Origin of the sequence: Pseudoalteromonas sp. 13-15 (genome assembly GCF_001468205.2) — a bacterium.
GTDB lineage: Bacteria > Pseudomonadota > Gammaproteobacteria > Enterobacterales > Alteromonadaceae > Pseudoalteromonas > Pseudoalteromonas marina.
On sequence record NZ_CP019162.1, the window covers coordinates 2,235,158 to 2,259,747 of the forward strand.

Here is a 24,590-nt window from a genome sequence, read left to right on the forward strand (position 1 = left end):
ACATTGTTTAAAATAAAAAATCGGCCAAAGCTATACTTTGGCCGATTATATTAACGTCGATTAATTAACGTTTATTGTTTTACTGTGTCGTCAATTGCTGAAGATTTACCCGCCCATTGCGCGTTTAATCCAAACACGACTTTATTCACAGTTAATGCAAATGCCACACAGACAAACAACGTCACTGGCATTAAATGAATATAGTGAATAGTAGTGTGAAGCGGTGAGCTTTCAAATGTCAGCATGCCATACATAACAACACCTAAAATTACAGCGGCAATACCCGCTCGTGCATCTACATTTTTAAACAACAAGCCAACCACAAAAATTGAGAATATAGGCATACTTAGTAAGCCGTTTAGCTGCTGTAGTAAGTTAATAATGCTGTCAGCTTGCTGGTAAATAGGTACAAGCACCAGCGTCAAACTAGTTAATAATAATGTGACATAACCACTTAGCTTTACAACACTTGGTTCTTTATTAAAATATGCTTCGTGAATATCACACACATATAATGCCGTAGATGAGTTTAGTAAACTGTTATAAGTTGAAAGCACTGCTGCGGCCATTGCTGCGGCAAACACACCTGTTAACCATGTAGGCATTACATCGCCAACAATTCGTCCGTATGCGGCATCACCAATATCGCCATACAACTTGTAAGAAATAATACCAGGTAGCACCACGATTGCCGGAACAATCAAAAGGCGAATACCTGCTGCCGCAAATATCCCTTTTTGCGCCTCTTTGACATTAGGTGCTGCCATAGCGCGCTGTGTAATCGTTTGATTAGTTCCCCAGTAAAACATCTGAATGAATATCATACCAGTCAGTAGCGTTGGCCAAGGGATAGGCGAATCAGGACCGCCAATTAACGTTAAGCGCTCTTGTGGGATACCGCTAAAGTCGTAATCAATTGCGTTAAGCGCTAAGAACACGACTAGTATTGCCATACCTAGCACGAGTAGCCCGTTGTATGTATCTGACACCGCAACTGCACGTAGCCCACCAAAAAAGGCATAAATGGCGCCTACAATAGCAAAAGCGGTTGCTATGTACATTAATGGTATATCAACTTTAAACATGGTTTGCATAAATAGCGAACCCGAGTAAATAACCGCAGGCATGTAAATGAGTGCATTTCCTGTAAAAAACAAACTACCAATAACGGCACGGATATGCTTATTGTTGTAGCGCTTTTCTAATAACTCAGTGGTTGTTGTGCAGTTATATTTGTAATAAACAGGAATAAACACTTTAGCCAATAATATTAGACCTATAATCGCCGCAAGCTCCCACCAAACTAATAAAGCCATTTGGTTCCCATTCATGCCAACCAACTGGTCTGTACTTAAATTAGTAAGCGTGATTGAGCCTGCAACAAATATCCAAGTTAAACCGCCTCCTGCTAAAAAATATTCTTTATTTTGAGTTTGCTCACTACGCCCCTGATCGCGGCATTTTAAGTATGTAAATAAACCAATTAGGCCCGTTACAATAGCAAAAACTAACACTTGGATCATACTATCAGACATTTTTACTCTCCTGCATTAGCGCGCATTTGCACACCTAATATCGTATTTTCTGAGCAATGGTTATGGTGTTTAATTAAGCGGTTAACTTGAACTAGCGACGATAACATTGCATGGATAGGTAATAAGTAATTTTGTTTATTAAGCTCAACAATATCAGTGTCTGGCAGTTTTCTTAGGGCTTCTTCGTCAATTGTGTAGATGCCTTTTACTCGTGTTTTCTTTCCATCACTAAAATTAATAACCAATTCTATTTCTTTAAGTAAGCTCAAAGAGAGTAACTTTTGGGTAAATTCATGTGAAACCTGTTCCTGCTGATAGTACTCACTCATTTTATCTTGAACTTGATGCAAAAATTGGCTCGATTCGCCATTTTGAAATAAAGCTTCGCCCTGTGAATTATTCACATAGTCGCTTTGTTCATTTATGTAAACAGTGAGTGTTTTATCTTTTTCTGGATCTGGCCCTAACTCAAACGGGGCTCTTAAAAACGCTGAAGGAACATGAACTGCTAGCCACTCTTGTTCTGTGAAGAACACATTATGGCCAGCGACTAAACCAAGCAATCCGACAGCGCGAAATTGCCCTTGAGTTGGCTCTTTCATATAAACAACAGGAAAGCTACTCGCAGCTGCGCCAAACTCATGAACAACTAATGATGCGTGGTGCTGATTTTTTGAAAAGCCGAAATTGCTATGTGGTTTTATTTTTATATCCTGATGTTTTGCAGGATCAAGTAGTACATAGTTAGACATGTTTATCTCTCATCAAAGGGAATTACAGTTTTGCAAAACCCAATGAATTTACTTTATTAATAAGATCTCTGTGAGTGGGCAAATTATATTTCAGCTGATCTATACGTATTTTTGTCATCTGTAGCTGTTTTTTTGCTAACTCACCTTGATTATAAATATGTTCCATTTGACTAAAGTCAGACTTAAACCCAACACCATATAAGATGTACTGATAGCTAGCAGCACTAAATGCTTCTACATTATCAGTAAAGTCATACTCGCTTGGGGAGCTATAACGCCAAATAGACAATAACTCTTGCAAAGAGTTAGGAATACTCTGTGTATCGCGATGCTCAAGCCAAAACGGTTCAGTACGCTCACTCAAAGCATAATGCAACTTAAGAAAATCAATTACACCGCGCCACTTTTTCAACATGATCGCATTAAAACGTTTTGCAGTAATAGGCATCAATTCTTTATTTGGAGGCAATTGATCCGCGATATAATTTGCAGACGCTTCAATAAGCATGAGCGCTGATGCCTCTAGTGGTTCTAAAAAACCTGCAGCTAAGCCAACAGCAACACAATTATTCTTCCAGAAAATTTTTCGATGCCCTGGTTTGAAATTTATTTTTTTAGCTGTTTTTACCTCTTCCAAGCCAATGTAATTCGCAAGTGTTTTGCGAGCTTGTTCTTCTGAACAATGTTTACTCGAATACACATAACCAACACCACGACGTTCTTGTAAGCCAATATCCCATATCCAACCCGCCTCTTGAGCTGTTGAAATAGTATGACAAGCAATAGGGTCATTTTCATTGATATAAGGAACTTGAGTGGCTATGGCCGTATCAGCTAAAAAAACATCATCGCATGGAACAAACGGAACTTTTAGAGTTTCACCAAGCAACAAACTTCGCATACCTGAGCAGTCTACAAATAAGTCAGCTAGTTGTGCGCCATGTTCTTTGGTCTGTAAACAACTGATATCACCACATGGAGCTTGCTCAATACGATCAACGGTATCGCTAATGTGCTCAACACCAAGTTCACTAATACAGTGCTTTCGTAATAAAGCGATAAACTTTGCCGCATCTAAATGGTAGCCATAATTAGCTATCACTTCGTACTCTTTATTCGCAATAGTTTTCGGGGCTAAACCCTGTTCACATAAATATTGCTGAAAGCTGACGGCTTCAGAAAACGAGCAAGTAGGCTCAACTACAGACTGCCAGTAAGGTGCTGGATCAACTTTATTAAACCCTTGTGGTTCTGTAAACGGGTGATAATAGACATCATCTTTTGCATTTACCCAGTTAACAAACTTACTAGCTTGTTTGAAAGTAGCTCCGCATTCACGCATAAATTGCGTTTCTGAAATTCCCAACTGCGATAATGTTTTACGCATCGTTGGCCATGTCCCCTCACCAACGCCAACTACTGAAATTTCAGGCGATTCAATTAGGGTAACTTTAATGCCTTGGTTGGATAGATTGCTAGCGTGTTTCTTTGCAAGAATGCCTGCAGTTATCCACCCTGCTGTACCACCACCCAGGACAATAATTCGATTAATAACACCAGACAAAGCGTTTACCTTTTCATTGCATGTTAAACTTTAAGAAAAAAGGGGGTAAATCCCCCCTTTAAACTTACATCATAACCTGACTAGAACGAGCCTCGAATACCTAGTGCATAGCGAGAACCTGAACGAACTTGTTCAGTAAAGTGACTTGCTAAGCTACCGTGTTTAGACGTGTACTCATCAGTAATATTGATACCTTCAAGAATAACTGTAAGGTTGTCGTTTATGTCATAACTGGCGCTAATATCCCACTGTCCATAAGTATCTACGTACTCAGGCTCACCAGTATCACCGTTACGAAGAGTTTGTAAAAACGATTCACGGTTATTGTAAGCAATACGAGCTTGGAAACCGTCTTTTTCATAGAAACCAATTAAGTTTTGTGAATCACCTAATCCTTCTAACTGAAAGCCATCTTCACTATCACTATTAACAATAGTTGCATTTGCTTGGAAACCAAAACCATTTTCAAACGTATGAGTCCAGGCCATTTCTAGACCTTCAACTTGTGCAGTCGCACCATTACGTGGACGACTTACTTCAAAATCATAGCTTCCACTTGCTAAAGAGAAAGACTCTGTAGCCGGTGTTACTGTGATAAAGCCTTCAACATCTTTGCTGAAAATACCAAAAGATACGGCGCTTGCATCATCATAGTACCACTCGTATGACATATCCCAGTTTGTTGATAGGAATGGAGTCAAATTAGGGTTACCACCGCTCGCCAGTAAAATATCTGGACGGGTTGTGCCTATATTTGTAACTGGACGCATTGCTTCTAATGTCGGACGAGTAATCGTTTCTGAGTAAGCAAAACGTAACAACATATCATCTTCAACTTCAAACTTAGCGTTTAAGCTAGGAAGTAAGTTGGTGTAAGAGTTTTTAAGCGTAATTGGAACAGAAGCTCGTTGGCCGTTTGCATCTTCAATGTAAACTTGGTCAAGGATTGTACCGTCTAGTGGGTTTTGAGCAATATCAACTAATGTAGCCTGGTTACCCGATGCTGTAGTTGTAGTTTCACTGTAGCGAACACCAACATTTACAGTCCATGGTATATCACCTAAATCACCTTGGAATACAAAGTCAGCATAAGCAGAAAATATTTCTTCTTCTATTTCAAAACTTGTACCTAACTCAACCGGCGTATAACCATTTAACGCTGCAAACGCTGCAATATTTGCATCTGCATCATCACCGCGGTTGGCTGACTGACCAGAAATAGCGGCATCAGATTCTAGGTACGATAAGTAATCATCTACGTTGTAACCAAAGAATGATGATGGAATACCATTAAACCAACCATTTGGTGTAACTAGATATGCTAAGTCATCTGGAACATCTAGACCGTAACCACAGTAGAAACAATTTGGTAAGCTTGGCGATTGGAATACTTTAGCTTCTTTTGTTCTATCTTGTGTATACACACCGTAGCGTAATTGAGTAAACGTTTCGCTATTTGGTGTATAGGTGAAATCTGCACGCATTTCTGTGATTTCATCAGTTCGTTCATCACCTCCACGCTCTACGTAGTGAGCACGAAGTTTACTTGAGTCTGCTTGAGTGAATGGGCCGTTAATTCCATCAGAAGATAACCCCGGTAAATCACCACCACCAGTGAAGTCATATGTATAACCGTTTGCGTAACCCATTACGGTGAAAACACGACTTTGATCGCCACTTAAATCTTCAGCTTTAGAAGTAGAAATATCAATATCTACTTTTAATTGATCTGTTAATTTCCAATCAGCATTAAAGCCAAAAGATTGAATTTTAACATTGCGGTCTAAACCTTGTTGAACAAAGTCAGTTGCACCTGAACCACCACCATTTGGATCGTCAAACGCATTGTGTGACCAATAAGTTACTGTTTCTGTTGATGGATCTACCTGAAAATCACGGAAGTTACCTGGAGTAAACCAGTTTGCATAGTTACTTACTTGAGACTCAACTTCAAATTTTGAATAAATACCGTCAAACGTTAAAGTTAGATCATCGCTAGCAGCGTATTGAAATACCAGTGTACCACTTGTGCGTGTGCGGTCTTCAACGTTTGATGTTAAATCTAAATTACGTGGTACCCATACATTAAATGCTTCTTTACCTGTACCTGCAGCAGCATCAAAGTCATTTGTTTGGATACGATCGACACGGTAAAAGCCACGTGTATCAGCTTGGTTAATTTGTGCATCACGCTTTTGTACTGATAAAGAGGCTAGTACGCCTAATTTATCTTCCATAAAGGTGTCACTTATGAGACCTGAAAATGCAGGGGTTGTGCTTTCAGATAAGCTGTCGTAAGTTGCTTTTACATTACCCACAGCTTTGAAACCGTCCAAATCAAAAGGCTTAGCTGTATTTAAATTAATGTATGAACCAATACCACCTTCTTGATTAGCAGCATTTGATGTTTTGTAGATATCTGCACCTGAAATTAGCTCTGAAGCAAGTGTGTCGAAGCTAAACTCACGGCCAGCTCTTTCCGACGCCATTTGACGGCCATTAACAGTAACCAGGTTAAACTGAGGGCCAAAACCACGCACAGATATAAGCTGACCTTCACCACCGCTTCGGTCAATAGCAACACCTGTAATACGTTGTAGTGACTCTGCTACGTTTTGATCAGGAAATTTACCAAGATCTTCCGCCGAAATACCATCAGAAACGATGAGCGCTTCTTTCTTATCAGAAAAAGAACGCTTAAGGCTACTTATTAAGCCGCGTACTTCAATGACTTCGATATCTTTTTCTGCTGTAGCTCCCTCTGCCTCTTGAGCTGCAACATGGCCGCTTGCCAGTACACCAGCGATAGCTAAACTGAGTGCGGTTTTCTTGTTGAACGATAACTTATTGTTAATTATCATTTTTTAAAAACTCCTGATTGTGTGTAGTTATTTTGTCGTTATGTTGATTGAATAGCTTCAAAATTATTTCAAATACTATTTATATTATAAATACTTTAAACAAAGCAAAAGTGCAACCTTTTCCTTAATAATACGTATCACTTCATTACTATTGATTTTCTTTTTGTTTTCTTTTAATTAACATTAAAATCAAATTAAGGTGTTGAGTTTAATTACGAAAATGCATAAATAATAACCTGATTATATTCTTCATCAGGCAATAAATTAGCTTTAGGATAATTTTCGCGATTTGGCGCATCAGGCCAATTTTGCGCTTCAAGGCACAGTGCTTGTCGCGGCTTAAAAGGAGCACCAACAAAGTTTGCTGTGTATAACTGCATGCCTGGCTGAGTGCTTTTGAGTGTTAAATTAATACCGGTTTGCTGCGACGTTAAAGTAGCCATGGTATGAAGGCTGTCCTCGTTTTCAAATACATAACAGTGATCTAAACCATTAGCTGCATCTAATTGGGTGTGACTTTGCGTTAATGCATCTTTAACTAATTTTGGCTTAGTAAAATCAAAGCAGCTATTTGCAACGGGGGCAGGCCCGTCCAATGGGATGCTGTCCTCATCAATGGGTAAATAGTGGGTCGCATTTACCTGAAGTAAATGGTTCTCAATAGTGTCGCTGCTCTCAAGATTAAAATAGCAATGGTTAGTGAAGTTAACGAGAGTTTCTTTATTGCAAGTCGCTTTAAACTTAAGTAGAAGCTGCCCATTTTCTGCAGTAATGGTTTGCCATACTTTTAACTCTCCAGGAAAACCCTCTTCGCCATCCACTGAGCAATAATAAAGCTCAACCTCACTGTCGGTTTGTTTGGTTACTTGCCAAAGTACTTTATTAAAGCCTTTAACTCCGCCGTGTAGGCTATTAGGGCCGTTATTTGCTTCCAGTTGATACTGCGAGCCAGATAAGTTAAAACGCCCTTCAGCGATACGATTAGCGTATCGACCTACTGTAGCGCCAAAATAAAATGGGTTTTCAAGATAGTACTGAGGATCGTCGACGCTAAGCGTCATTTCTTGGTTTTTAAATTTAATGCTTTTAATTATTGCACCAAATGGCAATATTTCGGCAGTTAGATTCTTAGAGTCACTAAGCTGTATAACCCGCATTGGTTCATCAATGGTTGTCATCGTCACGCACATTCCTCAAAAGTTACCTAGAAAACTATATTAGTTAGATAAGGCAGCTATATATATTATAAATAGTATATAACTCATATTGGTAACTCAATTAAAAAACGTTAAATTTTTTAATAAAATTTACAATTGCGCTATTTATTTAACGTTAATACTGACTACCTTTTTATAATTGGCTAAGTTGAAATGTGCGTAGCACCGCAGTATCGGTTTGTAAATTAAGCCATATGCTTCTCAAGTGCTGCTTTTTCTTCAGTGCTCAAAGCTTGCTTAGCTCTTTCAGCAAAGTTATATCTGACCATTACAACCTTTCCAATTGCACAGCATTTATCATGCTGAAATGCCTCTTGCTTGAGTACAAAAGAGCTTTTTCCTATGTGATCTACAGACGTTTTAATCGTGATCTCGTGGCCGTAAAATAACTCCCCCACAAACGACACTTCTATTTTGGCAATGATTAGTTTCCAGTCATGTGGGTTTAAGTCTGGCGTAAAAAATTTAAAAATAGGGACGCGAGCGGCTTCAAACCACACGGGGAGTACGGTATTGTTGATGTGTCCGAGTGCATCTGTTTCGCTAAAGCGCGGTATCACTTTTTCAATAAACATATTAATCCAAAAATAATTATACAAAGGTAAACCATGACGGACTTTATTCGCGTTTATGAAAACGCATTGAGCGATGATTTTTGCGATAACTTTATTAATACGTTCACGCAAAGCCCGCATGTAAAACAAGGGGTTACGTCAGGTGGTGTTGATTTAAAGAAAAAAGACAGCCACGACCTACACCTAAATAGTCACCCCGAATATGCAGAGCAATTAAAACACATACAACAAACGACTGCACAGCATGTTTTTAACTATATTGAAGAACATATTTTTATGATGATTGGCGCATTTGGCTTAAAGGTTTATCACCCAAAAACGGGGGAAGTAGTAGATTTAACTCAAGAAAATTTTGATGAAGTGGGTAAGCCACAGCTCCCTGTCCTTGTGCAGCAAATATTTAGATTAGGTAATATCCAAGCGCAGAAATACGAGGTAAATAAAGGGGGTTATCCTTACTGGCACAGCGAAGTGTATCCTCAGTTACAACACAATGAAGCCCTGCATCGTGTACTTTTATTTATGTTTTACTTAAACGATGTCGAGGAAGGTGGAGAAACGGAGTTTTATTATCAAAACCGTAAAATAGCCCCTAAAAAAGGCACCATGGTGATAGCGCCTGGCTACTTTACGCATACACATAGGGGTAATAAGCCAATATCAAACGATAAGTATATTTTAACCTCGTGGGTGCTATTTAACCGTGCAGAGCAAATATATGGTGCACCTAAAAGCTAAACCAATAAATAAGCCATAAACAACACTTATGGCTTATTTATACATCTAGTAGACGGCCTATTTAACCAAGTAGCTCGTCAAACATATCAAACAGCTTATCAAGCTCTTCGACTGTGTTGTAATGCATACAACCAATACGTACTACACCGCCTGTATCAAGCACGTTTAATTGCTTACATAAACCTTGCGCGTAAAAATGTCCATCCCACACACATATATGCTGTTTGCCTAAAAACTCTGAAACGGCGCGTGGCTCAAGCCCTTCAAATGTTAAAGCAAACGTAGGGGTACGTTCGTTTAATCGATCAAAGTCGTCAATACCGTACAATTTTATACGAGGGTAATTAACCAAACGCGTTAAAAAGTGCTCACTGAGCGCCATCTCGTGCTGTTTAGTTTTAGCAAACGCAGCTGTTAGCTTTTCACGGCGTGTATGGCCATCATCAAGCTCGCTAATTGCAGCAATGTAATCAACAGCGGCAATAAAGCCTGCCATTGCTTCAAAGCTTTGGGTACCTGTTTCCCAACGTCCCGGCGCTACATCTTTAGCAGGCTCTACTTTGTAAGGCGTAAAACCTTCAAGATGCTCTTTTTTACCGTACACCATCCCTAGGTGTGGCCCAAAAAACTTATACGCTGAGCAGGCTAAAAAGTCGCAATCAAGGGCTTGTACATCAATAAGCTCGTGCGGCGCATAATGTACCGCATCAACATACACAAGAGCGCCCACAGCATGAGCTAGCTCTATAATGCGTTTAATATCGTTAATTGAGCCTGTGGTATTTGAAGCATAGGTCACAGCCACCAACTTAGTCTTGCTGTTTAATAAGCTTTCAAACTGCGTCATATCTAGGCTGCAATCGGCTTCATTAATCAAGGCAGTATTAACCTTAACGCCTTTATCTTCTGCGGCTTGCTGCCATGATGACACGTTTGAGAAGTGATCGGCGTTAGTAACAATGATCTCATTACCGGCTTGCCAATCGCGCGATATAGCTCGGCTAAAACTAAAGGTAAGGCTTGTCATGTTAGGGCCAAACACAATATTTTGAGCACTTGGCGCATTGAGTAAATCGGCTGCAGCTTGGCGTGCATTTGCCATTAGCTCAACAGTTTTATCGCTTGAAAAAAACGCACCACCTAGGTTTGAATTGTAGTGTCCTAAATAAGCAGACATTGCATTAAGCACTGACTGCGGCACTTGAGAGCCACCAGGGCCGTCTAAAAATATCGGCGATTTACCATCAACGCTTTGCATTAATGCCGGAAACTGCTCACGTAATTGCGCTATATTCATGAGCATTCCTTAAGAGGTAAGTACAAAGCAATCCAGGTAACCTGGTTTGCTAGCATCAACTTTATTCATTGGCGTTGCATTGTGCCAAACTTGGCGGTCGTTTATAAGCGCAAACATGCCGTCTTTAATTTCCATTTTAAAACATGGCTCAGCTTGTTTGTTTTCGTATACAAGTAACTCGCCACCTTCTAAGTTTTCGTGCGAAACACCGCATATACATACATGATCAAAACCGTCTTGATGCACGCCTTCTGGCGCTGCTGGCGTATCGCTATCAATGGCTAACATTCTAAATTGATGTATTTCAATATCGCGATCTTCATCAACACCGGTAAGCTGGCAAAACTCACTGACAATACTTTTCATGCCATCTGATTCAAGTAGGCTTTGCTCTAAATTTTCGTAAGTACGTTCAACGTTACCTTGAAACGTATTAATCGAATCGTCTTGAACAAATGCTTTGGCAGCTTGCAATTTTAGCTCACCATTTTGAAATTTAATTACTGAATAACGACGCTTACGAAATTCGCCATCTGCATATGGATTTGCAGGTAGGTTATCAAAAGAAGGCTTAACCAAATCAATATTTGCTTGGTTAATAAAACGAAGTTGCAGTAAATTCTGGTTGTTTAATGCAGTCATGAAATCTCGCCTAAAATAATGAGAATATTAAAAGAGATTTTAATGCATGTAGCGAGGAATTATTGCTTTATTATCCAACTTAAATGTGAAAAATACTTAATTTTAATTCAGTATAAGGCTATTAAAGCATGAATAATCTAAATTATATTTAAACAATAAAAAACCCGCCGAAGCGGGTTTTTTATTCAAACTCTATAAATTAAACAGCTTGCTGAATAATTACGTTGTCTGCTTTTTTAGTGTACTGAGGCATACGGTGGAAGTTCAAGTAACGGTAAGTATCTGCTGCCGTTGCATTGATTTTCGCTGCATATTCCTGGTACTCAGCCGGAGTAGGTAATTTACCTAAAATTGCCGCCACTGCAGCAAGTTCTGCTGATGCTAAGAATACGTTTGCGCCTGTACCTAAACGGTTAGGGAAGTTACGTGTTGAGGTAGAAACAACTGTTGCTTTATCTGCAACGCGTGCTTGGTTACCCATACACAGTGAACACCCTGGAGTTTCAATACGTGCACCAACACGACCAAAGATACCGTAGTAACCTTCGTCTGTAAGTTGGTCTTTATCCATCTTCGTTGGTGGAGCAACCCAAAGCTGTGTTGGAATACGACCAGTAAAGCCATCTAATAATTTACCTGCGGCACGGAAGTGACCAATATTAGTCATACAAGAACCGATAAATACTTCATCGATTTTCTCGCCTGTAACGTCAGATAGTAAACGCGCATCATCTGGGTCATTCGGAGCACAAAGTACCGGCTCTTTAATATCAGCTAGGTCGATTTCAAGTACGTGCTTGTATTCTGCATCCGCGTCAGCTTCCATAAGTTCTGGGTTAGCCAACCAATCTTGCATTGCAGTAATACGACGCTCGATTGTACGAACATCGCCGTAACCTTCAGAGATCATCCACTTAAGCATAACAATGTTAGACTCAAGGTACTCAGAGATAGACTCTTTAGAAAGCTTAACAGTACAACCTGCAGCTGAACGTTCTGCTGATGCATCTGATAGTTCAAATGCTTGCTCAACAGTTAAGTGCTCAACACCTTCAATTTCTAGTACACGGCCAGAGAATTCGTTGATTTTACCTTTCTTCTCAACCGTTAATAAGCCTTCTTTGATACCGTAGTAAGGAATTGCATGAACAAGATCACGTAATGTGATACCTGGCTGCATTTCACCTTTAAAGCGAACCAAAATAGACTCAGGCATATCAAGTGGCATAACACCTGTTGCTGCTGCGAATGCTACTGCACCTGAACCAGCTGGGAACGAAATACCTAATGGGAAACGAGTATGTGAATCACCACCAGTACCTACGGTATCTGGTAATAACATACGGTTTAACCACGAGTGAATTACACCGTCACCAGGGCGAAGTGAAACACCGCCACGGTTCATGATGAAATCAGGAAGCGTATGGTGCGTGTTTACGTCAATTGGTTTAGGGTAAGCAGAGGTATGACAGAATGACTGCATTGTTAAATCTGCAGAGAAACCTAAACATGCTAAGTCTTTAAGTTCATCACGTGTCATAGGACCAGTAGTATCTTGCGAACCTACAGTGGTCATTTTAGGCTCACAGTATTGGCCTGGGCGAATACCGGCTACGTTACATGCTTTACCAACCATTTTTTGCGCTAGTGTAAAGCCTTTGTCTGACTCTTCAGTCACTGCTGGTACTTTAAATACATCAGTAGCACCTAAACCTAAAGATGTACGTGCTTTGTCTGTTAAACCACGACCAATGATAAGTGGAATACGACCACCAGCACGAACTTCATCAAGGATTACATCTGATTTAAGTTCGAAAGTAGAGATAACATCATCAGTACCATGGCGTTTAACAACACCTTCGTATGGGTAAATATCAATTTGATCACCCATGTTGAACTCGTCAACATTTAATTCGATTGGTAATGCGCCAGAATCTTCCATTGTGTTAAAGAAGATAGGTGCTATTTTGTTACCTAAACATACACCACCAACACGTTTGTTTGGTACAAATGGGATATCATCACCCATAAACCAAAGCACAGAGTTAGTAGCAGACTTACGAGAAGAACCAGTACCTACAACGTCACCTACATAAGCAAGTGGTAAGCCTTTAGTTTTTAATTCTTCAAGCTGTACGATAGGACCTACTTCACCTGCTTTATCTGGGTTTATGCCATCACGCTCATTTTTTAGCATTGCCAAAGCATGAAGTGGGATATCAGGACGTGACCATGCATCTGGTGCAGGTGATAAGTCATCGGTGTTTGTTTCACCCGTTACTTTAAATACAGTAACAGAGATTTTTTCAGCTACTGCTGGCTTATTTGTAAACCATTCAGCTGCAGCCCAAGATTCGATAATTTGCTTAGCAAACGCATTACCTGCTTTGGCTTTTTCTTCTACGTCGTAGAAAGCATCAAACATCAGTAATGTGTTTGAAAGGCCTTTTACTACGATTGGCGCTAATGATTCGTCATCAAGTAGGTCAATCATTGGCGCGATATTGTATCCGCCTAGCATTGTTCCTAATAATTCAGCTGCTTTTTCTTTAGAAATAAGAGAAGTAGTCGCTTCACCTTTAGCAACAGCGGCTAGGAAGCCTGCTTTGATGTAAGCAGCGTCATCAACACCTGGTGGTACACGATTGATTAATAAATCTAAAATGAATTCTTCTTCACCTGCCGGTGGGTTTTTTATTAATTCAATAAGATCAGCAGTTTGCTGAGCATCTAATGGCGCTGGTACGATACCTAACGCGGCACGTTCTTCTACGTGTTTACGATATTCTTGTAGCACAATATTGCCCTCTTGGTGACGTGAAAGTATTCGGTAGCGCTTCATGCGCACTTGTTACCCAATACTTATAGTATTCTAACGCGTAATTATAAAGCTTTTATAGATAGATGAAAATCCATCCAGTTACACAACTGATTATACCGACTATAAACACTATGAATAGTAGTTACGGGAAATTCTATTTCCATGAATACTTGTTAAGTAATAATCATTACTATTTAAGTAGGCAAGCATAAATAGCGGCCATAAAAAAACCCAGCATAAGCTGGGTTTTTATAATCAAAATAATCTATTAACGTAAAACTTTTACTGTTTTGATTGTTTTGATGTGCGCTTCAACACGACGATTCTCTGCGTGTGCAGCGGCTGTGTTAGCTTCATTTTTAAGGCGCTCTTCACCTAAACCTACCGTAGTAATGCGGTCAGATGCAATACCGTCAGCTATTAATTGCTTAGCTACCGAATCAGCACGCTTTTTAGATAGCATTTTGTTGTAAGTCGCTTTACCTACTGATGAAGTGTGACCTTCTAAAAGCACGGTTGTATCTGGGTAATCTTTTAAGAAAGATGCAACTTGATCGATGTCGTCTAAGTAACGCTGTGATACAGCAGCTTTGTCGTTAGGGAACGTTACTAATAAGCTCACAGTTACTTCTTTATCTTCATATAAAGTACAACCAGTACCATCAACAGCATCTGTCATTGGTGTATTAGGACACTTGTCATCAGCATCTAAAATATTGTCATTGTCGCTGTCTACTGGCTCAACCATAACTTTAACAACCTCTGGCGCAGGCTGTACCGGCTCAGCAGGCATAGTGTTTTGTCCAAAGAAATAGTTAATACCTAATTTAGCGCCAACATCTGTGTAACCTTTATCAATACCTTGGTATACAGCAGTTTCAACGTTAGCGAATAAGTTGTCAGTAATGAAGTGTCTGTAACCAACACCTGCATTTAAGAACGTGTTGTCATCAACAACGTCCATTGATTTAATACCAACTAAACCGTAGAAAGGACCGCCATCTAAATGGTAAAGCGCATCAATACCAAAACGGCTACCGTCGATGTTGTTACGGTTACCAGCGGCTTTGTCGAATGCATTGAAATCAAGATCTGCATACTCTAAACGAGCACTCCAAAAATCGCTGAAGCGGTAACCCGCTTCAAGACCAAAGCCAGTCGACTCGTTTACGTCAAGACCAGCCTGTGCGCTCATATTTTCCCAAGACGCATCGTAGTAGTCGCCAAATGCGCCAATGTAGAAACCTTCTTGCTTGTCAGCAGCAAAAGTAGATACGCTAGTTGCAGCTAACGCAATTGCAATAGTTAGTGATTTTAATTTCATTGTTTTCTTCCCATTTTAACAACTAATAAATTGTGGCTAATTAAGTACTAGCTCACTAAGTTTTATACAGACTAACTCAACTTTTGTTAATCAATACTTAACGAAAAATAAAGTTTATAATTTTTTTCAATGCGATATAACGATATCCAACAAATCAGTTTAGGTGAAATTTAAAACTTTACCTAGCTAGAAACCAACTAGTTGATCATATAAATCGATAATCTGCAGAAGACACAAAGACAACTCAATCAATTGTTCTTGCTCACAATGAAACTAACTTATCTTTATGTTTAGATAGTAACACCGGAATTTGCTTTGCTCAATCAATGAACATCTCTGTGCTAAAATATCGTTATTTATAATCATTAACTTATCTATTTTTACAACACTTAAGTACCACAAAAAGTTTTATAGTCGGTATCATTTGACGGTACCTCTTGAAATTCGGCCATATCATCGCTGAACAGGTACGGTTTATTAGCTACTTTTACAAAACGGCTCATCAGTTTACTTGAACCAAGCTCATTATATTCAGCTAATATTGTTTCAATTATATGATTTCGCGGAATTATACGTGGATTGGCTGCTCGCATGGTTTTGTAGCTATCGTTACTTGTTCGGCTTTGCCACTTATTCGCCCACTCAATTAATTCTTTTGGAATAGTTGCATTGCCATTCACAAACTCCGTCAGTGCATCAAAAGTATTGGTGTAATCAAGATGATGTGCTTGCAATAATGTTAGTAGCTCAGAAACAAGATCTTTGTCGCCCTCTTTTGCACCAGCCAAGCCTAATTTTTTGCTCCACATTACTGTAAATTGAGTATTAAATTGTTCTGAAAAACGGTGTATGACGGGAGTCAGTAATGACACTGCTTTTTCTTCATCATCGCTAATTAATGGGATAAGGCTTTCAGCTAAGCGAGCACAATTCCAACTCGCCATATTTGGCTGATTACCAAAAGCGTAGCGGCCTTGCTTGTCTATAGAGCTAAATACGGTGTCAAAGTCAAAGCTATCCATCATTGCACACGGGCCATAATCTATAGTTTCGCCACTTACGAGCGTGTTATCGGTGTTCATAACGCCATGAACAAACCCAACGCGCATCCAATTAATAATCAAGTTCACTTGATTGCTAATGACTGCTGTCAAAAAAGCGATATATCGCTCAGGGCCTTCACTCGTTATTTCAGGGTAATGGCGTTTAATTGCTAAATCAGCTAATTTTTTTAATCCCTCAGCATCGCCTTGGGTTGCTAAGTATTGAAACGAGCCAACACGAATATGGCTGCTTGCTAGGCGAGTAACAACAGCCCCTGGTTGAGGCGGATTACGGTAAACCGCTTCGCCGGTACCAACCACAGCCAAACAACGAGTAGTGGGAATACCTAATGCGTGCATAGCTTCACTCATTACGTATTCACGAATAGCAGGGCCTAATGCACATCGCCCATCGCCACCTCTAGAATACGGGGTAGCGCCTGAGCCCTTTAATTGAATATCCCACAGCTGGTTTTTATCGTCATTTATAGCACCAAGCAAATGCGCTCGCCCATCACCCAAGCGCGGCGAAAAGTGACCAAACTGGTGCCCAGAATAACCAAGCGCTACCGACTTTATTTGCTGTGATTCATTGCCTGCAAAGGTACTAGGACGCAGCTGCGGCTCAACACCTATATTAAACTGCTTTGCTAACGCTTCGTTCCACAAAAGCAGTTGCGGAGCTGCAACGCTTGATGGTTGATCTTCTATTGCGAAATTATCTGCTATGTCTGTGTATCTCGGCACTAGTTTCATGGTTAATTTCCTGACTGTTGACGTATACCTACGCGATTGTCACCCACACCATAGGCCACAATTAAACTTAGCTCTTGCATACTTAAACCACTTTGCTTTTGCATTTCGTTAAAAAATGCCTGCGCAGCAGTGAGTGATTTTTTAGTTTGCAGCCCACCATCAATAATTTTATGTGCCCTTAGGTAACTCTCTACATCTCGCGAAAGTAAAAAAGTGTCTTTGCCAAGTGCTCTTAAGGCATAAGGGCCTGTATTACCGCCTAATCGGGCGCCGTGCTTTTTTAAATGCGCCCATAAACCAATAATATTATCTGTTGGCCACTGGGCAATAAACTTGCTAAAACTGCCATATTCCTGTGCTATTTCGTGGATCATGTAGGCATTTTCAGGAATTGTTTTCACTTTTTTATAATTACGAATAATACGCTCATCACTCGCTTTTTGCTCGAGCATATCGGGCGGCATCATTAATAGCTTATCAACGCTGAATTCCCAAAAAACCTCTCTAAAGCCCGGCCATTTGCTGTTTATTACCGACCAGTAAAAACCACTTTGAAAAACTTTTCGGGTAAATTCTTCAAGCCAATCGTCGTCACTTAACGTGCTTAATGCTTTTTTAGATAAGGGTTTTGCGAGTAATAACTTAAGCATTTTTTCAGAGCCTTTTCGCTCTACTGCTCGCTTATAAATATCGCTAAATTTTTCCATACTTATTAAATACCTCGCTGCTCATAGGGTTAGTTTACGAGAAAAGCAGCCAATACGTAACCACCCACATTTTCGATGAACTAATCTGTACCCTGCAACTTGACACCTAGACGGCTAAAATGTTTTAATCGCCGCAATTACCCTATTTAAATTGTATTTTGTTAAACCTTTTGCGGTTAAACAAAATACAAAGGGCTAGAAGAGGTGCGTTATTCAGGTAGCGTATGTTAGGAGCGCAAACTCCAGTGAGCATACGTCAGGGGAATACCGCCGAGAGGTAAACGCTTTTGCGAAGCAATTACTTCGGGCGACTAGGTTGAATCCTAGCGACTGTCACCAATAGCTGTTTTAAAACAGCTTATTAGTTTGGTGGAGAGCTTCTGGTCTTAAATAATAAGGCCGTGCGCCCTATTATTTTAAGCCCATTCGCTCTTCGAATACTGTTCGAACGACGTTAATGCGGCTCACATCATACAGCCCCTTTAATATCTCGAACACCTTATAGGTTCGTAAGAGATGATCAATAATTTCAATTTAGACGACTACGCACTGTGGACAGCGCTTGTTACGCCGTTTGATCAACAAGGTAATGTTGACTACGACACGCTCACAACACTTGTTAGCGAACAAGAAGCAGCACACAACGGTATTTTACTGCTCGGTAGTACAGGTGAAGGCTTAGCCCTTACGCTTAAAGAGCAACAAGCGATTGTTGAGCATGTGTGCCAATTAAAACCCAGTGTACCGCTTATGGTTGCTGTTGGTGGTAGTAATTTAGCTCAACAAAAAGAATGGGTTAGCTACTGTAACCAATTACCTATTCACAGCTACTTATTAGGCTCGCCTCTTTATGCAAAACCAGGAGCTGTAGGTCAAACTCTTTGGTACGAAAGCTTGTTAAACGAAAGCGCGCATCCGTGTATGTTATACAACGTACCTGGGCGCAGCGGTGTAAGCATTCCTATCGAAACCATTGAAAACTTAAAAGCGCACCCAAAACTGTGGGCCTTAAAAGAAGCCAGTGGCAACATCACCCAATTTGAAGCATACCGACAAGCCGCGCCTAATTTAGCGCTATACAGTGGCGACGATGCACTTATGCCCTACTTTGCCCAAGCAGGTGCAAAAGGCTTAGTATCGGTTGCGGCAAACGCGTGGCCTTTGCAAACACACGAATTTGTAAAACGCAGCTTAAGTGGCCAACACCCCAATTTATTTGCTCAGTGGACTCGCGCTATTAATAGCCTATTTGCTGTAGCAAACCCTATTCCCGTTAAAGTGCTAATGCACCAACAAGGCCGCTTAAGTAGCCCGTTGCTGCGCCCGCCTTTAACGCATCTTGAGTTAACGCAAACCGATTGCATTACCACTGCAAACGACACCATTTTATCTTGGCATTAAATACAGGTTTTTATAATGAGCTGGTTAGAACTACTTAATAATTTAGAATCGGGCGCAGTACGCGCAGCATCACAAAACGAAAGCGGCCAATGGGAAGCTAACGTAGAAGTAAAACAAGGCATTTTAGAAGCCTTTAAAAATGGCACTAACACCGAGTTTGCAGGCGGGTTTGTTGACAAGCACAACCTTGCACCGCAAGAATTTAGTACTGACGACGGCGTGCGTATGGTACCAGGTGGTTCAAGCGTTCGTCGTGGTGCCTACGTAGCTAAAGGCACTATTATTATGCCACCAGCGTACGTAAATATTGGCGCATACATCGACGAAGGCACTATGGTTGATAGCCACGCATTAGTGGGTTCGTGTGCACAAGTTGGTAAAAATGTGCATTTAAGCGCAGCTGTTCAACTTGGTGGTGTACTTGAGCCAATCGGGGCAAGCCCAGTAGTAGTTGAAGACGATGCGTTTATTGGCGCTGGTTGTGTCATTGTTGAAGGCGTAGTGGTTAAAAAAGGCGCGGTACTGGCACCAGGCGTGCGTTTATCTGCAACCATTCCGGTTTACGACTGTGTTAACGAGCGTCAGCTAGATAAAGGCGAGCCAATCCCAGAATACGCAATTGTAATACCTGGCTCTCGCCCGGCGTCTAACGAATGGGCACGTGAGCAAGGTTTAAGCATGTCGTGTGCGTTAATTGTTAAATACCGCGACGAACAAAGCGATGCATCATTATTGCTAGAAGAGGTTTTACGATAATGAGCTTTTTGAGCACGCCAATCAAAACCGCTGTTAATACGCTTACACAGCAGCTTGATACTCCTTTTTTTGTTTACGACCTAGATAAACTAAACGCACACCTTACGCGCTTAGTTGCGCAAACCGATGTAAAACTTTGGTATGCAGTAAAAGCGAACCCGCTTTCTAAGATTATTCAAAGCTTAGATAGCGCAGGCTTTAACTTTGACGTAGCAAGTAAAGGTGAACTTGAACAAGTCCTTGCACAAGGTATTAGTTCGCAGCGCGTGCTCAACACAGGGCCTGCAAAGAGCCCTAAACAAATTAAACACTTTATCGAGCGCGGCGTACGCATATTTGTTGCCGAAAGCCTCAATCAAGTACGTTGGTTACACCAGCAAGCTCAGCTGCAAAATACGCAGCTGCAAGTATTATTGCGTGTGCAACTACGCTGGCCTGAAGGTGAAAAAAACCCACTAGGCGGCGACAGCCTAACTCCGTTTGGGCTTGGCTGCGATGAATGGCAAGCGCTCAATACTGGCGATTACCCAGCACTTAATTTTGATGGCCTGCATATTTTTCAGTGGGGCAACATGCTCAGCACGCAAAAGCTAAGCGAGCTGTGGTCGCAAATGATTACACCGCTTACCACCTTGGCTAATAACTTAAATATAAACCTTAAAATTCTCGATTTAGGCGGCGGTTTAGGCATTCCTTATACACAAAACGAGACAATACTTGAGTGGGATGGCCTTATAGCCGCGCTTGCTAAAATTAAAAAAGAGGCGGGTGTAGACGAGCTTTGGATGGAGCTTGGTCGTTACGCTGTAGGCGAATGCGGACATTATGCTACCCCCGTAGTAGAGTGCAAACAAAACTACGGCCAACAGCAAGTTATTTTAACCGGTGGTATTAACCACTTATTGCGCCCTGCTGTTACAAGCCAAGATTTTCCTGCGGCGTTATTGCGCGAATCAACGGCGCCAGAACAAGCAATGAGCCTATATGGCCCATTATGTACTGCCCTTGATTGCTTAGGCGAGCACACCCTACCAAGCGATTTAAACGAGCAAGACTGGCTGGTGTTTAGCCAATGTGGCGCCTATGGTTTTACCGAAAGCATGCCCTACTTTTTATGCCATGAACTAGCCGCAGAATATGTGTTACAAAATGGCGAGCTCACCTGTGTGCGTCAAGCAGAAAATGCCAGTCACTACTTAAGGTAATAAACATGAGCATAACAACACCCATTAGCCAAGAAAACATTGTAGTAGGGGAAGTAGCAAATGGCTTGCCTCTCACTATTCCGGTGTATCGCTTAAAAGGCGACGGCACAGGTCCAAGCGTGTATATTCAAGCCAACATGCATGGCGCAGAGGTACAAGGTAACGCGGTTATTTTTCAGCTGCTAGAGCAGTTAAAACAGCTCAATTTAAAAGGCGACATTACCTTAGTACCATATGCTAACCCTATTGGTTGCAATCAAAAATCAGGGGAGTTTACCCTTGGCCGATTCGACCCTATTACTGGCACTAACTGGAACCGTATGTATCACTACAATAGTGATTTAGTCACCCAGTTTGCCAAAGATCATAGCCAGTACGACGATGCAGCTTTAAAAAGTAATTTTAAAAAAGCCCTAATTGATGAAATAGATGCCAAACTTAACGGCCCCGCATATTTACTCAATACCGGTAAACGCATTGCGCTTAACCTGCAAAAGCTTGCGCACCAAGCCGACATAGTACTCGATTTACACACAGGCCCTATTTCAAGTAAGCATTTATATTGCCCGACCTATGCAACCGACAGTGCTCGTTATTTTAATATTGAGCATGTACTGCTGATCCCAAGCGACTTTGATGGCGCAATGGATGAAGCTAGCTTTTGCCCATGGTGGCACTTAAGTAATGCACTTAGCGCGCAAGGGCGATCGTTCAACGTGCAGGTAGAAGCCTTTACAGTTGAGCTAGGTAGCCAAGAAAAAATAGATTTAAAAGAAGCACTCAACGATGCAAAGAGCATATTATGCTACCTAAATCATAAGAACGTATTAGTAGATGCACCACATAAACCAGCTAATATAACTCGCTATGCGTGTAACCTAGATGACTACTTTGCCTATTACGCCCCTATTGGCGGCATGGTTGAATATGTAGCACCACTTGGTGGTCATATTAAAGCAGGCGAGCCCATCGCACATATTTTACGTATGGAACGCTACCTAAGTGAACAACCATTACAAACGCTGACTCTTGATTGCGATGCTATCGCTATTTTGCACTTTGCCTCAGCAAGCGTTAATCAAGGCACTGAGTTGTATAAATTTTTTACAAACGTATTTGAGCTATAGCTCACCCTTCTCATTGCGTGAGAGTACATTAATCTCCTAAGTTAATGTACATTAGATAAAGCGGCTTTGGCCGCTTTTCTTTTGATCTGTTAGTACCGCTTTTAACGTAATGTAAACAGTTCAGTAAAAGTTCACTGTACCTAATGTAAAAAGCGTTATAATAAAATAAATCACAACCTACCCAATACTCACAAGGAATTACAATGAGCTGGCGCCACTGGATCACCCTTTCAGCTTTACTAAGTACCGCAGCATTTGCGCAAGACGAAGTACAAACAAACGAGCAAGACAGCAGTATAGAACTCGTCAAGCAATGTATTTTGAATGAAGTGATTGGGGGCGATGGCAAGCAAACACTCGATGAGCTTCGTAAAAAATGTTCTGCACTGGAAGAAAACAAACAACTGACCGCACTCGATAAACGCCAAGCACGTGAAGAGGTTGGTAAAAAAAATCGTAATGTAATCACACCCCACAAACGTAATTACATATTGCCACTATCATACGTATCGCATCCTAACGATCGTCCTTTCGACCGTTTTGATGAGCTCACCGATGAACAAGATGGTGATACGCTCGATAACTTAGAAGCAAAATATCAACTTTCAATCAAGGTTCCCTTGTTTGACGAATTTTCTGACGAAGACCAAGCCTTGTATTTTGGTTTTACGCTGCAATCGTATTGGCAAATTTATAACTCAGAAATTTCATCGCCATTTCGTGAAACCAACTACGAACCTGAAATTTTTTGGATAAATTACCTGGATCCAGAAAACGTACTTTGGGGCGATGAAATGGCTATTGTGTTAGGTATTTCACACCAGTCAAATGGTCGAAGCCAACCAAACTCGCGCTCGTGGAACCGTATTTACGCCGACTTCATATGGGAAAACCGAGGCTTTGTTTTTAGCTTTAAACCTTGGTATCGCATAGCTGAAGACGAAAAAGAAAACCTGCTAGATGCAAAAGGGGATGATAACCCTGATATTTACAAATACATGGGGTACTTTGAATTTAGCGGTGCATATCGATATCACGATCATGAATTTAGCTTTATGACTCGTAATAACTTAAATTCAGACAATCGTGGTGCACTTCAGCTTGATTGGTCATTTCCTTTGTGGGGCCGCGTTCGTGGCTACGCGCAATACTTTAACGGCTACGGTGAAAGCTTAATTGATTATAACGCTGATGTTGAACGTATAGGTGTAGGTATATTATTAACTGATTTGTTGTAAAATCAGCTTATAAAAAAGCCAAGCATTAATTATTAAGTGCTTGGCTTTTTTAATTAAAAATTACTCGTTATTTTTTTACGGCAAACACACCTTCAAACTCAGCAACTACGTTGTCACCATCATAAATGGTTACCGGTACCACATAACTTGTTTTACCATCGGCTTCTAAATCGCTTAACTTTCCTTTACACGCTTGTAAATCTACACAACCCCGCGGATCTGTATTGAGTGGTTTCAAGTACTTAATACTTGCATCGGCTAAAACTATGCTACCTTCAAGTCCCGCTTCTTTGAGCGCTAAATACGTTGCGCCCCAGCCAGTTAATGTCGCTAAACTATAAATAGAACCCGCAAACATGGTGTTATGTAAATTTAAATTAGCGTCTAAATCAGCGCTGGTTGTAAATTGCCAATCGGTGTAACTTTCTACTTTAATGCCCATTGCATCACTAATAGGAATTGATTCTCGCCAGATATTTTGCAGTACCTGAGTCCAATTTGGATGGCGGAACCAACCCGGCTCACTCGGTTTTTGCTTAACCATTTTATAATGCTGTACGTCACCATATGCCAAGTGCGCTTTTTCTTTTAATTCGTACCCATGACGCTTATAAAACTCAAGTGCCCGCTCACGTGCAAATAACACCAGTTCATCGGCATTTTGTGTCCACGCTATTTTTTCTAAATCGTGTAACAGGCGACTACCAATATGCTGATTTCGGTTACCTTCAGCCACAGCCATATAACGAACCTGAGCTTGCTCGTGGTTATTAAAATGTAATCGAGCCACACCTAATACGTCACCCTCTTTATTTTTTATAAAGCGGTGTTCAGCGTCTTGTTCTAAATCATCTTGTTCAGAACCTCTTGGTTCCCCCCAAGGAGCGCGTAAAACCTGCCAGCGTAATTGATAATAAGCTTGCCAATCTTCGCTACTTTGTGGGGTACTTACCTGAAACATACTTACTCCTGTTGCTGTAAAAGCCGCATGTAAAAATTTTAAAAGGCCTCAACCTGTTGATGGCAAATAC

General features: G+C 40.8%; 19 protein-coding genes and 1 riboswitch. Of the genes, 6 read left to right on the top strand and 13 right to left on the bottom strand.

Going from position 1 to position 24,590, the window contains the following annotated elements; all coding sequences use genetic code 11:
• Positions 1-71: 71 nt before the first annotated feature.
• The 6 genes from ATS72_RS10360 to ATS72_RS10385 all read right to left on the bottom strand — a co-directional run bounded on the left by ATS72_RS10360 (position 72) and on the right by ATS72_RS10385 (position 8,504).
• Entirely contained in the window at positions 72-1,535 is a 1,464-nt protein-coding gene (locus ATS72_RS10360; RefSeq protein WP_058429999.1) for an SLC5 family protein, read from the bottom strand.
• 2 nt (positions 1,536-1,537) lie between these two features.
• On the bottom strand, positions 1,538-2,287 hold the full coding sequence (locus ATS72_RS10365; RefSeq protein WP_058429998.1) for a SapC family protein: 750 nt from the start codon (positions 2,285-2,287) through the stop codon (positions 1,538-1,540).
• Between the two features lie 22 nt (positions 2,288-2,309).
• Complete coding sequence (locus ATS72_RS10370; protein WP_058429997.1) at positions 2,310-3,851, bottom strand: tryptophan halogenase family protein; 1,542 nt, start codon at positions 3,849-3,851, stop codon at positions 2,310-2,312.
• Positions 3,852-3,931: 80 nt separating this feature from the next.
• Positions 3,932-6,712 carry a TonB-dependent receptor gene (locus ATS72_RS10375; protein ID WP_010557670.1) on the bottom strand — a complete coding sequence of 927 codons (2,781 nt, stop codon included), beginning with the start codon at positions 6,710-6,712 and terminating at the stop codon, positions 3,932-3,934.
• A gap of 212 nt (positions 6,713-6,924) precedes the next feature.
• The gene (locus ATS72_RS10380) at positions 6,925-7,890 is read right to left on the bottom strand and encodes an aldose epimerase family protein (RefSeq protein WP_058429996.1); all 966 of its coding nucleotides are present in this window, start codon (positions 7,888-7,890) and stop codon (positions 6,925-6,927) included.
• 224 nt (positions 7,891-8,114) lie between these two features.
• Positions 8,115-8,504 carry an acyl-CoA thioesterase gene (locus tag ATS72_RS10385; protein ID WP_006791310.1) on the bottom strand — a complete coding sequence of 130 codons (390 nt, stop codon included), beginning with the start codon at positions 8,502-8,504 and terminating at the stop codon, positions 8,115-8,117.
• Positions 8,505-8,537: 33 nt separating this feature from the next.
• Here ATS72_RS10385 and ATS72_RS10390 point away from each other — a divergent pair, with 33 nt between their 5' ends.
• Positions 8,538-9,242 carry a 2OG-Fe(II) oxygenase gene (locus tag ATS72_RS10390; RefSeq protein WP_058429995.1) on the top strand — a complete coding sequence of 235 codons (705 nt, stop codon included), beginning with the start codon at positions 8,538-8,540 and terminating at the stop codon, positions 9,240-9,242.
• Between the two features lie 61 nt (positions 9,243-9,303).
• Here ATS72_RS10390 and ATS72_RS10395 read toward each other — a convergent pair whose 3' ends face one another.
• The 6 genes from ATS72_RS10395 to ATS72_RS10420 form a co-directional block, all read right to left on the bottom strand.
• A complete protein-coding gene (locus tag ATS72_RS10395; protein WP_058429994.1) occupies positions 9,304-10,539 on the bottom strand; it encodes a cysteine desulfurase-like protein in 1,236 nt (411 codons plus the stop codon).
• Between the two features lie 9 nt (positions 10,540-10,548).
• Positions 10,549-11,181: a 2OG-Fe dioxygenase family protein gene (locus tag ATS72_RS10400; protein ID WP_058429993.1), complete on the bottom strand. Its 633-nt coding sequence runs from the start codon at positions 11,179-11,181 to the stop codon at positions 10,549-10,551.
• 199 nt (positions 11,182-11,380) lie between these two features.
• Positions 11,381-13,978 carry a bifunctional aconitate hydratase 2/2-methylisocitrate dehydratase gene (acnB, locus tag ATS72_RS10405; RefSeq protein ID WP_006791315.1) on the bottom strand — a complete coding sequence of 866 codons (2,598 nt, stop codon included), beginning with the start codon at positions 13,976-13,978 and terminating at the stop codon, positions 11,381-11,383.
• A gap of 292 nt (positions 13,979-14,270) precedes the next feature.
• Positions 14,271-15,326, bottom strand: coding sequence for an OmpA family protein (locus ATS72_RS10410; protein WP_058429992.1), 1,056 nt, complete (start codon positions 15,324-15,326; stop codon positions 14,271-14,273).
• Between the two features lie 389 nt (positions 15,327-15,715).
• Positions 15,716-17,125, bottom strand: coding sequence for a protein adenylyltransferase SelO (locus ATS72_RS10415; RefSeq protein ID WP_058429991.1), 1,410 nt, complete (start codon positions 17,123-17,125; stop codon positions 15,716-15,718).
• A 2-nt stretch (positions 17,126-17,127) separates the two neighbouring features.
• Positions 17,128-17,832 (bottom strand): DNA-3-methyladenine glycosylase I, encoded by a 705-nt coding sequence (locus ATS72_RS10420; RefSeq protein WP_006791318.1) that lies wholly within the window; start codon positions 17,830-17,832, stop codon positions 17,128-17,130.
• Positions 17,833-18,023: 191 nt separating this feature from the next.
• Positions 18,024-18,220, top strand: a riboswitch (Lysine riboswitch).
• Positions 18,221-18,348: 128 nt separating this feature from the next.
• Here ATS72_RS10420 and dapA point away from each other — a divergent pair.
• The 5 genes from dapA (at position 18,349) to ATS72_RS10445 (ending at position 23,559) form a co-directional block, all read left to right on the top strand.
• Positions 18,349-19,233 (top strand): 4-hydroxy-tetrahydrodipicolinate synthase, encoded by an 885-nt coding sequence (gene dapA / locus ATS72_RS10425; protein ID WP_058429990.1) that lies wholly within the window; start codon positions 18,349-18,351, stop codon positions 19,231-19,233.
• Positions 19,234-19,248: 15 nt separating this feature from the next.
• Complete coding sequence (locus tag ATS72_RS10430; protein WP_006791320.1) at positions 19,249-19,989, top strand: 2,3,4,5-tetrahydropyridine-2,6-dicarboxylate N-succinyltransferase; 741 nt, start codon at positions 19,249-19,251, stop codon at positions 19,987-19,989.
• The gene (locus ATS72_RS10435) at positions 19,989-21,194 is read left to right on the top strand and encodes a PLP-dependent decarboxylase (protein ID WP_058429989.1); all 1,206 of its coding nucleotides are present in this window, start codon (positions 19,989-19,991) and stop codon (positions 21,192-21,194) included. Before ATS72_RS10430 ends, ATS72_RS10435 begins: the two co-directional genes overlap by 1 nt.
• A 5-nt stretch (positions 21,195-21,199) precedes the next feature.
• Positions 21,200-22,321 (top strand): succinylglutamate desuccinylase/aspartoacylase family protein, encoded by a 1,122-nt coding sequence (locus tag ATS72_RS10440; protein WP_058429988.1) that lies wholly within the window; start codon positions 21,200-21,202, stop codon positions 22,319-22,321.
• Between the two features lie 203 nt (positions 22,322-22,524).
• A complete protein-coding gene (locus tag ATS72_RS10445) occupies positions 22,525-23,559 on the top strand; it encodes a phospholipase A (protein ID WP_006791323.1) in 1,035 nt (344 codons plus the stop codon).
• Between the two features lie 67 nt (positions 23,560-23,626).
• Here the strand turns inward: ATS72_RS10445 and ATS72_RS10450 are convergent, their stop codons facing one another.
• Positions 23,627-24,520 (bottom strand): bifunctional GNAT family N-acetyltransferase/hotdog fold thioesterase, encoded by an 894-nt coding sequence (locus ATS72_RS10450; RefSeq protein WP_010557660.1) that lies wholly within the window; start codon positions 24,518-24,520, stop codon positions 23,627-23,629.
• Between the last annotated feature and the right edge of the window lie 70 nt (positions 24,521-24,590).